We start from the raw sequence: 13,678 nt of genomic DNA on the forward strand, positions 1-13,678 counted from the left end.
GGCGGCTACGGTGCCGGCGGTGGTTACGGCGGCGCCGGTGGCGGCTTCGGTGGCGGCGGCGGCGGTTACGGCGGCGGTGGCCGCGTCGCCTCGGGCCTCTCGACCGAGATGCAGGGCACCGTGAAGTGGTACGATCCGGCCAAGGGCTTCGGCTTCGTGTCGGTGAACGACGGCGGCAAGGACGTGTTCGTCCATCGCTCCGCCCTGTCGCGGGCCGGCCTCGAGTCGCTTGCCGAGGGTCAGACCGTGACGCTCGGTGTGGTCGACGGCCAGAAGGGCCGCGAGGCTCAGAGCATCAACGTCGACGATTGATCGGCGGCATTTTTGGCGAACGCGGCGGCCTCGCTTCCGCCGCGTTCCCGATGCGATTGGAAACGGCGGTCCCTCACGGGGCCGCCGTTTTGCGTTCCGGGACGGTAAACGGAGACATCTCATGCGTCGTGCCGTACCGTTCGGCATCCTGCTCGCCCTCGCCACGGCGCAGCAGGCGAGGGCCGAGGATTTCACCGGCGCCTATGCCGGCGTGAACCTCGGCTACGGCTTCGAGCGCGGGCGGGATGCGAAGAAGCCCGGCCCCCTCCCGGAGAAGGACGCGGCGGTTCCGAGCGCGAACGATCTGCCACCGAGCGCATCGATGGCAGCGAAGTCCCTCCGATCGTCGCGTCCGGCCGCCCGCTGAGACGGGGGACCATCCGCGCTGAGATCGCGGACGGCACCGGGCGCTACTGGCCGGCCATCGCCTTGGTGATGAAATCGCGCCGCACGAAGGTGGCGTAGTCCGGCTGGGCCGCGAGGTTGCCGAGGGCGATCTGCGTATCGAGGGCGATCTTGAGGGCATCGGACGTGATGTCGACGCTCTCCGGATAAACCTTGTCGCCCATCATGCGCTTGACCGCAGCCTCGACCACGGTCGGATCGAGGTTGGGGAACTCCTTCCTCGCCACCGCGACCGCCTTGGCCGGATCGGACTGCATCAGCCGGATCGCCGCCTGCATGCCGTCGACGAAGGCCTGCGCCACCGCCGGATCGACATCCTTGCGCGCGCTCACCGCCGAGAAGGCGTAGGGGCCGTACTTCTCGGGGAAGCCGAGGACGACCTTCATCCCCTTGGCGGCAACCTGATCGAGGCCGGGCTCGTACAGCACGGCGACCTTGGCCTGGCCGGCGAGGAACGGGCCCGGCTCGGTGCCGAGCTGCACCTGCGTCAGCGTCACGTCGTCCTTCGACAGGCCGTTCTCCTTCAAGAGCTTGAGGAACAGCGAGGTGCTCGTCGTCGGCATCAATCCGGTGACGATGGTCTGCCCCTTGAGGTCCTTCACGTCGTTGAAGACGAAGTCCGGCGTCGTCGCGATCCACACGGCGGCACCGTTGACGACGTTGGCGATGACGCCGACGGGCGCGCCCTTCGAGGCCGCCACCGCGGTCCATTCCGGGCCGTGGATCGAGAACTGCGCGCTCTTCGAGATCACCGCCGAGAGCGCGACGCTCGGCGCGCCGGCCGTCTCCTTGGTCACGTCGATGCCAGCCTTCTCGAACAGGCCCTCGTCCAGGGCGACGTAGAGCGGCAGGTAGAGCATCGACTGGAAGGCCTGGCTCACGGTCGCCTTCAGCGCCGCCGCCGAGGCGGGCAGGGCCCCCATCAGCCAGGCCGCGGCGACGGTCGCGATGAGGGGACGACGCTGGATCATCGGAAGGCTCTCGTTCTGCTGGCGGGAAGGGCGGGGCGGACGGCCGCGGCGAGCCGCGCTCCGCCGGCTTGGAACTCAGACCTGGACGCTGCCGGTGGTGTCGACCTGCCGCCACGGCAGGATGCGGCGCTCGGCGAAATCGATGACGTGGTAGAGCAGGAAGCCGACGAACATCAGCACGAACAGCCCGACCCAGACGGCGTTGAGGTCGTAGAGCGACGAGGCGTTGTAGATCAGGTGGCCGAGCCCGGCCTGGGACGAGATGAACTCGCCGACGACCGCGCCGACCAGCGCGAAGCCGATGTTGATCCGGAACATCCCGATGATCGCCGGCAGCGTCGAGGGCACGATCACCGAGCGGAAGATCCGGTTCTTCGAGGCGCCCATCGAGGCCAGCAGCGCCTGCAGGTCGGGATCGGCGTCCCGGGCGGCCTGGTACGCCGCGATCAGCGCGACCAGCGCCGTCAGCGAGACCGCGAGCGCGACCTTCGAGACGAACCCGGTGCCGAACCACAGGATCACGATCGGGGCGAGCGCGATCTTCGGCACCGAGTTGATCGCGACGATGAACGGCTCGACGATCCGCGCCACCAGCACCGAGTACCAGAGCCCGAGCCCCGCGACCGAGCCGATCGCGGTGCCGATCACGAAGCCCAGGATGGCCTCCACCACCGTGAGCCAGGTGTCGTGGGCGAGGCTGCCGTCGAGCACGCTCTTGACGAACACCCGCCAGATGCCCGAGGGCGCGCCGACCAGGAACTCGGTGAGCCAGCCGGTATCGACCGCGACCTCCCAAGCCGCGAAGAACACGGCCACCGCGAGGAGCTGGATCAGCCCGCGCCCGAGCGTGGTGTCGATCGCCCGTGCCAGGGCACCGGGCCCGCGGCGTCGGGCCGGCGGCGTCGGTCGGCTCGCCGCCTCCGGCGGTGCCTGTTCGTGGGATAGGATCTGGATCGCCATCAGGCCGCCCTCGCGCTGGTCTGGATGTCGAGCTCGCCGCAGAGCGTGTTGAAATACTCGGAGAAGCGCGGATCGCTGCGGGCGCCGATCGGCGACCGATCGCTGAGCGCGATGTCGTGCACCGCCTTCACCCGGGTCGGGCGATTGCCCAGCACCACGACGCGCTTCGAGAGCGCCACCGCCTCGTCGATGTCGTGGGTCACGAGCACGACGGTCTTGTGGAAGGTCTCGACCGCGTCGAGGAGCACGCCTTCGAGGTAGAGCCGGGTCTGGTAGTCGAGCGCCGAGAACGGCTCGTCGAGGAGCAGGATGTCCGGATCCATGATCAGCGTCCGGATCAGCGCCGCGCGCTGCCGCATGCCGCCCGACAGGGTCTTGGGGTAGGCGTTCTCGAAGCCGGACAGGCCGAAGCGGGCGAGGTAGTCCCGTGCCGTCTCGGTGGCGGCCCTGGCGTCGACGCCCTTCATCTCCAGGCCGAGCATCACGTTCTGCAGGACCGTGCGCCAGGGGAACAGCAGGTCCTTCTGCATCATGTAGCCGACGCGGCCGGACAGGCCGGGCACGATCTCGCCGCGAAAGCGCATCGTCCCCTCGTCGGGCTCGAGCAGGCCGGCGATCACGTTGAAGACCGTGGTCTTGCCGCAGCCGGACGGCCCGATGATGCTGACGAAGTCGCGCTCGTAGATGTCGAAGCTAAGCCCGTCGAGCACCGGGACGGCACCACCCTTCGCCGGGAACGCCTTGCGGATGCCCCGCAGGGCGAGCTGCACGTCCCGGCCGTTCGCAACCGCATCCATCACCGGCTCCACGCTGACGGCGGGATCCAGCAAGGCCCGGGCCAAACTGCATGCAGAATGCAGGCGCGAGGCCGAATCGGCGAGACACGCGTGATCGCTGGCGCCGGACCAAACGAAGAAGGGCAGCACGCGCGACCGCGTCCTGCCCTCACATCATCGAAGTTCGGGATTCTTTGGTGGGCGCACTAGGGTTCGAACCTAGGACCCGCTGATTAAGAGTCAGCTGCTCTACCAACTGAGCTATGCGCCCGATCGCATTGAGCGATCCGCCGCGGTCCACCAAGTCCCGCTGCGATGCGGGCTGATATCAACCGGGCCGGGGGCTGTCCACCCCGTGTTCGCGGTTTTTGCCCGCGAGCCGGAATTTTCCCCCGGGCCGGTCGGTTTTCGGCCTACTCCGCCGCCGCGTGCTGCGCGTGGAGGCGCACGGCCGAGGCCGAGAGCTTATTCAGCGCCGAAAGGTAGGCCTTGGCCGAGGCGACGAGGGTGTCGGGGTCGGCGCCGCGTGCGGTGATCGAGCGCTCGCCAGCCTTCAGCCGCACCGAGACCTCCGCCTGGGCATCCGTGCCGGCGGTGACCGCGTGGACCTGGTAGAGCTCGAGCTGCGCCTCGTGCGGCACCAGCGCCTGGATCGCGTTGAACACCGCGTCGACCGGCCCGTTGCCGTCAGCCTCCTCGGTGAGCGTCTTGCCGTCGACGGCGACCTTCATGGTCGCGCGCTGCGGCCCGCGCGTGCCGGCGATGACAGAGAGCGAGACCAAGCGGATGCGGTCGTGCGCGGTGGCGAGATTCTCGTCGACCAGCGCCTCGATGTCCTCGTCGTAGACGTTCTTCTTGCGGTCGGCCAAGGCCTTGAACCGCTCGAAAACGTCCTGCAGCTGGTTGTCGGACAACCGCAATCCGAGCTCGTCGAGCTTCGAGCGGAAGGCGGCGCGGCCGGAATGCTTGCCCATCACCAGGTTGGTCTTGGTGAGGCCGACCGAGGCCGGGGTCATGATCTCGTAGGTCTCGGCGTGCTTGAGCATGCCGTCCTGGTGGATGCCGCTCTCGTGCGCGAAGGCGTTGCGGCCGACGATCGCCTTGTTGAACTGCACCGGGAAGTTCGTGGCGTGGCTGACGAGCTTCGAGGCCCGGGTCAGCATCGTCGATTCGATGCCGGTCTCGTAGGGCAGCACGTCGGAGCGGGTGCGGATCGCCATCACCACCTCCTCCAGCGCCGCGTTGCCCGCGCGCTCGCCGATGCCGTTGATCGTGCACTCGACCTGCCGCGCGCCGCCCTCGATGCCGGCCAGCGTGTTGGCGATCGCGAGGCCGAGATCGTTGTGGCAATGGACCGAGAAGATCGCCTTGTCGGCGTTCGGCACGCGCGCGCGCACCGCCTCGAACATCGCGCGGTACTCGCCCGGCGTCGCGTAGCCGACGGTGTCGGGCAGGTTGATCGTCGTCGCGCCGGCCCTGATCGCCGCCTCGACGCAGCGGCACAGGTAGTCGATCGGCGTGCGGGTCGCGTCCATCGCCGACCACTCGACGTCGGCGACGAGGTCGCGGGCCTGCGCCACCGTCTTCAGGATGATCTCGACGACCTCGTCCTCAGTCTTGCGCATCTGGTGCGCGAGATGGATCGGCGAGGTCGAGACGAAGGTGTGGATGCGCCCCTGGCGGGCGTGCCGCACCGCTTCGCCGGCCCGGGCGATGTCGGCGGGGATGGCGCGGGCGAGCCCGGCGATGGTGGCGCGCTTGGCGCGGCGGGCGATCTCCGAGACGGCCTCGAAGTCGCCGTTCGAGGCGATCGGGAAGCCGGCCTCGATGACGTCGACGCCCATCGCGTCGAGCAGCTCGGCGACGGCGAGCTTCTCGTCAAGGGTCATGGTCGCGCCCGGGCATTGCTCGCCGTCGCGCAACGTCGTGTCGAAGATCACGACGCGGTCTTTTTTCGTCTCGGAAACGCTGGTCATCGGTTGTCCACCCTGTCGCGGCGCGCCCCCGCCGAGCGGATCGGGCAGCCTTCGAAGCCTGTGAGGTCGGCCATGCGATCCCCTGAAGGCCCAGGCGAACGCCCGGACGGCCCTCAGGGGCGGGTAAGCAGAAGCGAGCGGAGGATGCGCGTCAGCGACGCCGCGGTCGCGGCCTCGACGATGACGGGTGCTGAGCCGGCGCTGGCCAAGGCTCGTCTCTCCTCGGCGCCGATCTCGGGACCGCACGGAGATGTGCGGGGCCGGCGACGCAGGCAGCGTGGATATCCCTGGTTGGGCCCGAAGACAAGCGCGACCGTCGACCGGCCGAGCGACGAAACCGGCCGCCGCAACGAAGAAGGCACCCGCGGAGCGATCCGCGGGTGCCTGCAGAGGGAAGAGCCGGGGCGGGCGAGGATCAGACGGCGATGCGCTCCTCGGCGTCCATCGGCTCGCGCAGCACGTAGCCGCGGCCCCAGACGGTCTCGATGTAATTTTTGCCCTGGCTGGCGTTGGCGAGCTTCTTCCGCAGCTTGCAGATGAACACGTCGATGATCTTCAGCTCGGGCTCGTCCATGCCGCCGTAGAGATGGTTGAGGAACATCTCCTTGGTCAGCGTCGTGCCCTTCCGCAGCGAAAGGAGCTCCAGCATCTGGTACTCCTTGCCGGTGAGGTGGACGCGGGAGCCGGCGACCTCGACGGTCTTCTGGTCGAGGTTCACGATCAGGTCGGCGGTGGTGATCACCGACTGGGCGTGGCCCTTCGAGCGGCGGACGATCGCGTGGATGCGGGCCACGAGCTCGTCCTTGTGGAACGGCTTGGTGAGGTAGTCGTCGGCGCCGAAGCCGAGGCCCTTCACCTTGTCCTCGATGCCGGCCATGCCCGACAGGATCAGGATCGGCGTCTTGACCTTGGCGACGCGAAGGTTGCGAAGCACTTCGTAGCCCGACATGTCGGGCAGGTTCAGATCGAGCAGGATGATGTCGTAATCGTAGAGCTTGCCGAGATCGATTCCTTCCTCACCGAGATCGGTGGTGTAGGTGTTGAAGTTCTCGGACTTGAGCATCAACTCGATGCTCTGCGCCGTGGCGCCGTCGTCCTCGATCAGAAGTACCCGCATCGTCGATCCCCAGCCCGGCCGGCCGTATCAGCGTTCGGACACGTCGCCGCCATTCGTCCGCCACCGGCCTGTGGACGGACGCCCCATCGTCATTGACGTGAAACGCTATTCGTTAATCGTTAACAAAACCTGATTCTGTGTGGCAAGCGATCGTTTGACCCCGCCTCGACCTTTTTGCGTCCGGTGTTTGCGGTCTGTTCTCACCGCACAAACCGTCCGCGGCCGACGCCGCGCCCCCCGCCCCAGCCAAGTCCTTCACCCGTAACGGGCCGCACCCGTTTGTGACCGTTCCGCCACATCCGGCACGCATGTCCTGAGCGGATCGAGGGACCCGGACCGGCACTGCGATCGGCCCCGCTACAAGCCCGATGACCGCAGTGTTAAGGAGGGAGGTAAACGAACCGTTAGGGCTTCAGGAATGACGCAGGACCAGGGTGGGACCGCGGCACGGACGCTCTCGGGAATCCGCGCCGGGCTGGAGCGCGTCGAGCCGCTGGAGACCTACGGACGGGTCGTGGCGATTCGCGGCCTGCTCGTCGAGGTCGCAGGTCCCGTCGCCGCGATGCGGCTCGGCGGGCGGCTCGACGTCGAGGGCGCCGGCAGCGCCGGGCTGATCCCGTGCGAGATCATCGGCTTCCAGGGCGACCGGGCGCTCGCCATGCCGTTCGGCTCGCTCGAGGGCGTCCGCCGCGGCTGCCCCGCCTTCGTCCGCGACGAGGCCGCGGGCGCGATCCGGCCCTCGCCGGCCTGGCTCGGGCGCGTCGTCGATGCGCTGGGCCGCCCGGTGGACGGCCTCGGCCCGCTCGCCAGCGGGCCGGAGATCTACCCGCTGCGGGCCGACCCGCCGCCCGCCCATGCCCGACGCCGCGTTGGGACGCCACTCGATCTCGGGGTGCGCTGCCTCAACACCTTCCTGACGATGTGCGCCGGGCAGCGCATGGGCATCTTCGCCGGCTCCGGCGTCGGCAAGTCCGTGCTGCTGTCGATGCTCGCCCGCTACACCGCCGCCGACGTCGCGGTGATCGGTCTCGTGGGCGAGCGCGGCCGCGAGGTTCAGGAATTCCTGCAGGACGACCTCGGCGCCGCCGGCCTCGCCCGGTCCGTGGTCGTGGTCGCGACCTCGGACGAGCCGGCCCTGATGCGCCGGAACGCCGCCTACGTGACCCTCTCCGTCGCCGAGCATTTCCGCGATCAGGGCGCCAAGGTGCTGTGCATGATCGATTCGATCACGCGCTTCGCCATGGCCCAGCGCGACATCGGCCTCGCCGCCGGCGAGCCGCCGACCGCCAAGGGCTACACCCCGACGGTGTTCTCGGAGCTGCCGCGCCTGCTCGAGCGCGCCGGCCCCGGCGTGGGGGAGGGGACGATCTCGGCGCTGTTCACGGTGCTGGTGGAGGGCGACGACCACAACGAGCCGGTGGCGGATGCGGTGCGCGGCATCCTCGACGGGCACATCGTGATGGAGCGCTCCATCGCCGAGCGCGGGCGCTATCCGGCGGTGAACGTGCTGCGCTCGGTCTCGCGCACCATGCCGCGGTCTTGCGACCCGGCCTTCCTCCCGGTGGTGCGGCGGGCGCGCAAGCTGCTCGCGACCTACGCCGACATGGAGGAACTGATCCGCCTCGGCGCCTACCGCGCCGGCGCCTCGGCCGAGGTCGACGAGGCGGTGGCGCTCATGCCGCGATTGGAGGCTTTTCTGGGGCAGGGTAAGGAAGAAGCAACCTCCATCGGCGATGGTTACGCACGGCTCGCGGAGATCGTGGGCGGTTCCTGAGACGTGCGGTGCGGCGGCCCTTCGCCGCCTCCGCTCCTCGGGTCATATGCCTGGATCTCCTGCGTTGTGTGGAGTGAGCGTATCCCATGAAATCGCGTGACACGCTGATCCGGCTGCGCCGCTTTCAGGTCGACGAGAAGCGCCGCCGCGTCACCCAGATCGAGATGATGATGGCCGACTTCCAGCGCATGGCGATGGAGCTCGACCGCGAGGTCGTCCACGAGGAGGCCCGCGCCGGCATCACCGACATCGGGCATTTCGCCTACCCGACCTACGCCCGCGCCGCCGCCACGCGCCGGGACAACATGCGCCAATCGGCAATCGCCCTGGAAGGCCAGCTCACCGAGGCCAAGGCCGAGCTCGGCGAGGCGTTCGAGGACCTGAAGAAGGTCGAGATCCTCGACGATCGCGAGCGCTCGGCCGAGCGCGCCGCGGAAGCCGTCCGCGAGCAGGCAGCGATGGACGGGATCGGCCTCGCCCGCGCCCGCGCCTGAGGCGAGCCGCGCCCCAGCGCCTCAGGCGAGACACGCGTCCGCGCGAGAGGCAAGGCGGCACGAAACCGTCATGATCCGATGACATCAGACCGCGCAGGCGCGCTCCCGCGGGCGTGCTTGCGATGCGTCGCGTCCTGACGCATCAGGGGCGTTCCCCCCGAGGTGTCGATGTCCATGAAGAAGATCAGCGATTTCATCTGGCCGATCGTCGGCCTCGCCGCGGTGATCGTCTCCGGATACCTGCTGTTTCGTGAATTGCGCGGCATCTCGCTGTCGGAGATCCAGGGCAGCCTCGCCGCCATCCCGCCGCACCGCTTCCTGCTCGCCGCCCTGTCGACGCTGGTCGCGTACGCCGCTTTGGCTTGGTACGACCGGATCGCGCTGCTGCATCTCGGCGTGACGCACATCTCAACGTTCTTCGTCTCGGTCTGCTCCTTCACCACCTACGCGCTGTCGCACAACATCGGCGCCTCGGTGTTCTCCGGGGCGGTGGTGCGCTACCGCGCCTACACCGCCAAGGGCCTGTCGGCCGCGCAGGTCGCGGTGCTCGTGGCCCTGTGCTCCTTCACCTTCGGCCTAGGGACGATCCTGCTCGGCGGCTTCGTGCTCGTCGCGCTCCCCGATACCCTGACGCGCCTCCAGGGCTACCTGCCGGCGATCCTCACCAACCCGAGCACCGCCCGCACCCTCGGCGCTGTCCTGCTCGGCGCGGTCGCGCTCTACATCGCCGGCTCGCTGCTCCGGCTGAAGCCGCTGACGATCCGGTCGTTCAAGCTCGAGTACCCGCGCCCGCCGATCATGATCCGGCAGATCATCGCGGCCCCGCTGGAGCTGCTGGGGGCTGCCGGCATCATCTATTTCGCGCTGCCCGAGGCGCACAATCCCGGCTTCCTCGTGGTCCTTGCGGTCTTCCTCGCCTCGTTCTCGGCGGCGCTGGTCTCGAACGCGCCGGGCGGCCTCGGCGTGTTCGAGCTGGTCTTCGTGGTGGCGATGCCCGACATCGCTCGGCCCTCGATCATCGCCGCGCTCCTCGTCTTCCGGATGTTCTATTTCTGGCTTCCGTTCCTGATCTCGGTGATCGTGGTGCTGCTCTACGAGCGCAACCGCCTGGCCGGCGCCCTGCGCGGGACCGGGACGTCGGCAGCCCCCACGCCGGACCCGCCGCTCGTCGCGCCCGGCCTCGATCCGGCGAAGATCGAGCGGGACCTGAAGCAGAAGACGGTGTGAGAGACAGGGCTTATGGCGCAACCGCTCGGCCACGAGCGCTTGCGGCAGGCCCTTGAGGCCCTTGGAGCGGATCTGGCCGCGCGCGGCCTTTTCGTCGAACTGGCCGTGCGCCGTGGCGGCGCTCTGATCCTTCGCGTCGCATGGCGGCGATCGACGCGGGACGTCGACGCGGTGGTGCGGGAAGGTTTCGACGAGGCGACGCTCGCGCCATCCGTCGCCCGGGTCGCCGGGCTGATGGGCCTCGATCCCGACTGGCTCAACAATGCCGTCGGCATGTTCACGCCCCTCGACGAGCCCGAGACCTTGTTCGATGTGTCGGGCACCTATCCCAGCGAGGGCCCCCCGGGGCTGAGGACGCTCGTGGCCCGTCCGCACTATCTCCTCGCCATGAAGCTCCGCGCCCTGAGCAGCCTCGATCGCGGAACGCGCGACATGGACGATGCCCGCGCGCTCGCCGCCCATCTCGGGATCCTCGACCTGGAAAGCCTGCACGCCCTCTACGCGTCGATCTACGACGAAGCCCCGCCGATCGATGCGCAACTCCGCTTTCCGGGCGTCCTGGACGCGTCGCCGTGAGACCCGCCACGCTGCACGCGCTCGCCATCCGCATCCGCGAGGATGGCGAATGGGATCATCACAGCCGCGAGTTTCTCGACGCATTCTACGCGCTCGACGGCGAGATCGAGCGCCAGGCGGCGATGATCGCCGGCGATCCCGGACTCGTCGGCGATCGGCGCGCGGACGCCTATCTCGGTGCGATCGCCGAGCATCTTGTACGCCGTTGGGGATTGCCGATCCCCGGATGGGTGCGGGACGACGCGCGTTACCTCACCACGGCGTGGTTCCTGCCGGACGAGCCGAACCTGCGCGACTACCTGCTCTGCGCGAGCCCGGTCGCCTTCCGGGTTCGCCTGATCTTCACGGGTCCGGACCCGCTGCAACGCGCGCGATTTCCCTATCGCCGCGGCGTTCGAAGCCTGCCGCTCGATTATCCGCCGCCGGACCTCAGACCGAGCCGACGTTGCGAAGCCGCGCCCGCGCGTGAATTTCCGCCTGGCTCATCACCGGCGTCTCGCGGCGGAAGCGCTCGATGATCGAGCGGACGAACGGCCGGGCCTGGACCGAGGTGACGAGCACCGGCATCTCGCCCATGCGGGCGGCGGTCTCGAACCGGTCGCGCACCGTCTGCACGAATTCGGTGAGCTTCGAGGGCTGCATCGCCAGGTAGCGCTCGTCGCGCTCGCCGACGATCGAATCGAGGAAGGCCTGCTCCCAGGCCGGCGACAGGGTGATGATCGGCAGCATGCCGTCGGCGCCCTGATACTGCGCACAGATCTGGCGGCCGAGCCGCGCGCGGACGTGCTCGACGATGTCGCGCGGGTTCTTGATCGATCCGGCGACCTCGGCGATGCCCTCGACGATGGCGCCAAGGTCGCGGATCGAGACGCGCTCGGCCAGCAGGAACTGCAGCACCCGCTGGATGCCGGTGGTGTTGATCTGCGAGGGCACGACCTCCTTGACCAGGTCGGCGTGCTCCTTGGACAGCTCGCGCAGCAGCTTCGAGACCTCGACGTGGTTGAGAAGTTCCGAGACGTGCGCCTTGATGATCTCGGTGAGGTGCGTCGAGACGACGGTGGCCGCATCGACGACCGTGTAGCCCTTGAGCTGGGCCTGATCGCGCAGGGACGCGTCGATCCAGGTCGCCGGCAGGCCGAAGGTCGGCTCCAGCATGTGCTGGCCGGGAAGCTGCACCTGCCCGCCCATCGGGTCCATCGCCATGAACTGGCCGGGGAAGATCTGGCCGGTTCCGGCCTCGATCTCCTTCACGCGCACGACGTACGCGTTGGCATCGAGCTGGACGTTGTCGAGGATCCGAACGGAGGGCATGACGAAGCCGAGATCGGCCGCCAGCTGCCGGCGCAGCGCCTTGATCTGGTCGGTCAGCCGGTCCTGTCCCTCGCCGTTGACGAGGGCGAGGAGGGCGTAGCCCATCTCGAGCTTGAGCTCGTCGAGCTTCAGGAGGTCGGTGACCGTCTCCTCCTTCTCCTTGGCCGCGGCCGCCACCGCCGCCGCGTCCATCGGCACGCCGGCGGCATCGAGCGGGGGTGCCTCGCGGGCGGTCTTCGCGAACCGCCAGGCGGCGTAGCCGGAGGCGCCGGCGAGGGCGAGGAACGGAAGCATCGGCATGCCGGGCATCAGCGCGATCAGCACCATCACGCCCGAGGACATGCCGAGCGCCTTCGGGTAGTTGGCGAGCTGCTTGCCGAGCGCCTTGTCGGCCGAGCCCTTCACGCCGGCCTTCGAGACGAGGATGCCGGCCGCGGTCGAGACGATCAGCGCCGGAACCTGCGAGGCGAGGCCGTCGCCGATGGTGAGCAGGGTGTAGCTCTTGGCCGCCGCGCCGATCGCCATGTCCTGCTGCGCGACGCCGATGATGATGCCGCCGACCACGTTGATGAAGGTGATGAGCAGGGCGGCGATCGCGTCGCCGCGGACGAACTTCGAGGCGCCGTCCATGGCGCCGAAGAACGACGATTCCTCCTCGAGCGCCGAGCGCCGCGCCTTGGCGACCTTCTCGTCGATCAGGCCGGCCGAGAGGTCGGCGTCGATCGCCATCTGCTTGCCGGGCATCGCGTCGAGGGTGAACCGCGCCGCGACCTCGGCGATGCGGCCCGAGCCCTTGGTGATCACGACGAAGTTCACGATGATCAAGATCGCGAACACGATGATCCCGATGACGAAGTTGCCGCCCATCACGAAGTTGCCGAAGGCTTCGATGACGTGGCCGGCCGCCGCCGTGCCCTCGTGACCGTGTCCGAGGATCAGCCGGGTCGAGGCGAGGTTGAGCGCCAGCCGCAGCATGGTCGCCATCAGCAGCAGCGTCGGGAAGACGGTGAACTCGAGCGGATTGTCGATGAACAGCCCGGTCATCATGATCAGCACCGACATGATGATCGACACGGCAAGCAGCAGGTCGAGCAGCACCGACGGCAGCGGGAAGATCAGCACCGCGAGGATGCCCATCACCGCGGTGGCGAAGAACAGGTCGGTGCGCTTGGTGAGCGCATCGAGGCTGGCGCGGTTCGGCATCGAGAAGCCGGCGAGCGCCGACAGGCCTCCGCTCCGCTCCGACGCGATCACCGTCTCGCTCATGTCCACCGCTCCCGCCCGCGACGGGCGGACCCGGCAAGATCTGCCGGGCGGATGGTTAGCGGCGCCTTAACGGAGGCGATCGATGCCTAAGGCCAAGCTGGAACCCGGCTCGGATTCCGCGGCTTGAACGGGCTCGGGATCGGGCCCGCCGTCCAGGCGGTTTGCGCGATCCGAGGTTCGACACCGGAGGAATGCCCATGGCGATGCGAACCATCACCGCCCTGTTCGACGATTACGACGCGGCGGCCCGCGCGGTCGACAAGCTCGAGGCCGAGGGCATCCCGCACGGCGACATCAGCATCGTCGCGAACAACGCCGAGGATCGGCACGCCGGGCGCTTGGCCCCCGTCGGGGATCCGACGCGCTCGTCCGACCCGAACGACGCCAACGTCGGAGGCGCCGGCACCGGCGCGACGCTCGGCACCGTGCTCGGCGGCGGCGCCGGCCTCCTGGCGGGGCTCGGGATGCTGGCGATTCCCGGCATCGGCCCGGTGGTGGCGGCGGGCTGGCTCA

Annotated in this window: 14 protein-coding genes and 1 tRNA gene; 8 read left to right on the forward strand and 7 right to left on the reverse strand. The window is 68.9% G+C overall.

What is annotated here, in order from left to right; translation table 11 throughout:
* The coding region (locus FV230_RS15370) for a cold shock domain-containing protein (protein WP_281408290.1) at window positions 1–312 on the forward strand (312 nt) is incomplete at its 5' end.
* A 121-nt stretch (window positions 313–433) separates the two neighbouring features.
* On the forward strand, window positions 434–679 hold the full coding sequence (locus tag FV230_RS15375; RefSeq protein WP_147843013.1) for a hypothetical protein: 246 nt from the start codon (window positions 434–436) through the stop codon (window positions 677–679).
* 43 nt (window positions 680–722) lie between these two features.
* Here the strand turns inward: FV230_RS15375 and FV230_RS15380 are convergent, their stop codons facing one another.
* The 6 genes from FV230_RS15380 to FV230_RS15405 form a co-directional block, all read right to left on the reverse strand.
* Complete coding sequence (locus FV230_RS15380; protein ID WP_147843014.1) at window positions 723–1,688, reverse strand: ABC transporter substrate-binding protein; 966 nt, start codon at window positions 1,686–1,688, stop codon at window positions 723–725.
* Between the two features lie 75 nt (window positions 1,689–1,763).
* Window positions 1,764–2,648 carry an ABC transporter permease gene (locus FV230_RS15385; RefSeq protein ID WP_147843015.1) on the reverse strand — a complete coding sequence of 295 codons (885 nt, stop codon included), beginning with the start codon at window positions 2,646–2,648 and terminating at the stop codon, window positions 1,764–1,766.
* Window positions 2,648–3,445 (reverse strand): ABC transporter ATP-binding protein, encoded by a 798-nt coding sequence (locus FV230_RS15390; RefSeq protein ID WP_147843016.1) that lies wholly within the window; start codon window positions 3,443–3,445, stop codon window positions 2,648–2,650. The genes FV230_RS15385 and FV230_RS15390 overlap by 1 nt, the downstream gene beginning before the upstream one ends.
* Before the next feature lie 174 nt (window positions 3,446–3,619).
* Window positions 3,620–3,695 (reverse strand) — tRNA-Lys (locus tag FV230_RS15395).
* A 142-nt stretch (window positions 3,696–3,837) separates the two neighbouring features.
* A complete protein-coding gene (locus FV230_RS15400; protein WP_147843017.1) occupies window positions 3,838–5,400 on the reverse strand; it encodes a 2-isopropylmalate synthase in 1,563 nt (520 codons plus the stop codon).
* A 415-nt stretch (window positions 5,401–5,815) separates the two neighbouring features.
* Complete coding sequence (locus FV230_RS15405; protein ID WP_147727979.1) at window positions 5,816–6,517, reverse strand: response regulator transcription factor CtrA; 702 nt, start codon at window positions 6,515–6,517, stop codon at window positions 5,816–5,818.
* Window positions 6,518–6,935: 418 nt separating this feature from the next.
* On the opposite strand from FV230_RS15405, the gene fliI reads away from it, so the two are divergent.
* From fliI to FV230_RS15430, 5 genes are all read left to right on the forward strand, one after another.
* Entirely contained in the window at window positions 6,936–8,291 is a 1,356-nt protein-coding gene (fliI, locus tag FV230_RS15410; RefSeq protein ID WP_147843018.1) for a flagellar protein export ATPase FliI, read from the forward strand.
* Window positions 8,292–8,377: 86 nt separating this feature from the next.
* A complete protein-coding gene (fliJ, locus tag FV230_RS15415) occupies window positions 8,378–8,785 on the forward strand; it encodes a flagellar export protein FliJ (protein ID WP_147843019.1) in 408 nt (135 codons plus the stop codon).
* A gap of 174 nt (window positions 8,786–8,959) precedes the next feature.
* Window positions 8,960–10,012, forward strand: a complete 1,053-nt coding sequence (locus FV230_RS15420; RefSeq protein WP_147843020.1) for a lysylphosphatidylglycerol synthase domain-containing protein — start codon at window positions 8,960–8,962, stop codon at window positions 10,010–10,012.
* A gap of 12 nt (window positions 10,013–10,024) precedes the next feature.
* The gene (locus tag FV230_RS15425) at window positions 10,025–10,588 is read left to right on the forward strand and encodes a hypothetical protein (protein ID WP_147843021.1); all 564 of its coding nucleotides are present in this window, start codon (window positions 10,025–10,027) and stop codon (window positions 10,586–10,588) included.
* Complete coding sequence (locus tag FV230_RS15430) at window positions 10,585–11,106, forward strand: hypothetical protein (RefSeq protein WP_243937751.1); 522 nt, start codon at window positions 10,585–10,587, stop codon at window positions 11,104–11,106. Before FV230_RS15425 ends, FV230_RS15430 begins: the two co-directional genes overlap by 4 nt.
* Here the strand turns inward: FV230_RS15430 and flhA are convergent.
* Entirely contained in the window at window positions 11,018–13,165 is a 2,148-nt protein-coding gene (gene flhA, locus FV230_RS15435; protein ID WP_147843022.1) for a flagellar biosynthesis protein FlhA, read from the reverse strand. The genes FV230_RS15430 and flhA overlap by 89 nt on opposite strands.
* 197 nt (window positions 13,166–13,362) lie before the next feature.
* On the opposite strand from flhA, the gene FV230_RS15440 reads away from it, so the two are divergent.
* The coding region (locus FV230_RS15440) for a general stress protein (RefSeq protein ID WP_348642139.1) at window positions 13,363–13,678 on the forward strand (316 nt) is incomplete at its 3' end.

It is taken from the genome of Methylobacterium sp. WL6 (genome assembly GCF_008040095.1).
In the GTDB taxonomy this organism is placed as follows: Bacteria; Pseudomonadota; Alphaproteobacteria; order Rhizobiales; family Beijerinckiaceae; genus Methylobacterium.

What these genes read in the sequence shown, in the direction of transcription:
- FV230_RS15375 (WP_147843013.1), top strand. Translation starts at nt 434, where the DNA reads ATGCGTCGTGCCGTACCGTTCGGCATCCTGCTCGCCCTCGCCACGGCG.
- FV230_RS15380 (WP_147843014.1), bottom strand. Translation starts at nt 1,688, where the DNA reads ATGATCCAGCGTCGTCCCCTCATCGCGACCGTCGCCGCGGCCTGGCTG.
- FV230_RS15385 (WP_147843015.1), bottom strand. Translation starts at nt 2,648, where the DNA reads ATGGCGATCCAGATCCTATCCCACGAACAGGCACCGCCGGAGGCGGCG.
- FV230_RS15390 (WP_147843016.1), bottom strand. Translation starts at nt 3,445, where the DNA reads ATGGATGCGGTTGCGAACGGCCGGGACGTGCAGCTCGCCCTGCGGGGC.
- FV230_RS15400 (WP_147843017.1), bottom strand. Translation starts at nt 5,400, where the DNA reads ATGACCAGCGTTTCCGAGACGAAAAAAGACCGCGTCGTGATCTTCGAC.
- FV230_RS15405 (WP_147727979.1), bottom strand. Translation starts at nt 6,517, where the DNA reads ATGCGGGTACTTCTGATCGAGGACGACGGCGCCACGGCGCAGAGCATC.
- fliI (WP_147843018.1), top strand. Translation starts at nt 6,936, where the DNA reads ATGACGCAGGACCAGGGTGGGACCGCGGCACGGACGCTCTCGGGAATC.
- fliJ (WP_147843019.1), top strand. Translation starts at nt 8,378, where the DNA reads ATGAAATCGCGTGACACGCTGATCCGGCTGCGCCGCTTTCAGGTCGAC.
- FV230_RS15420 (WP_147843020.1), top strand. Translation starts at nt 8,960, where the DNA reads ATGAAGAAGATCAGCGATTTCATCTGGCCGATCGTCGGCCTCGCCGCG.
- FV230_RS15425 (WP_147843021.1), top strand. Translation starts at nt 10,025, where the DNA reads ATGGCGCAACCGCTCGGCCACGAGCGCTTGCGGCAGGCCCTTGAGGCC.
- flhA (WP_147843022.1), bottom strand. Translation starts at nt 13,165, where the DNA reads ATGAGCGAGACGGTGATCGCGTCGGAGCGGAGCGGAGGCCTGTCGGCG.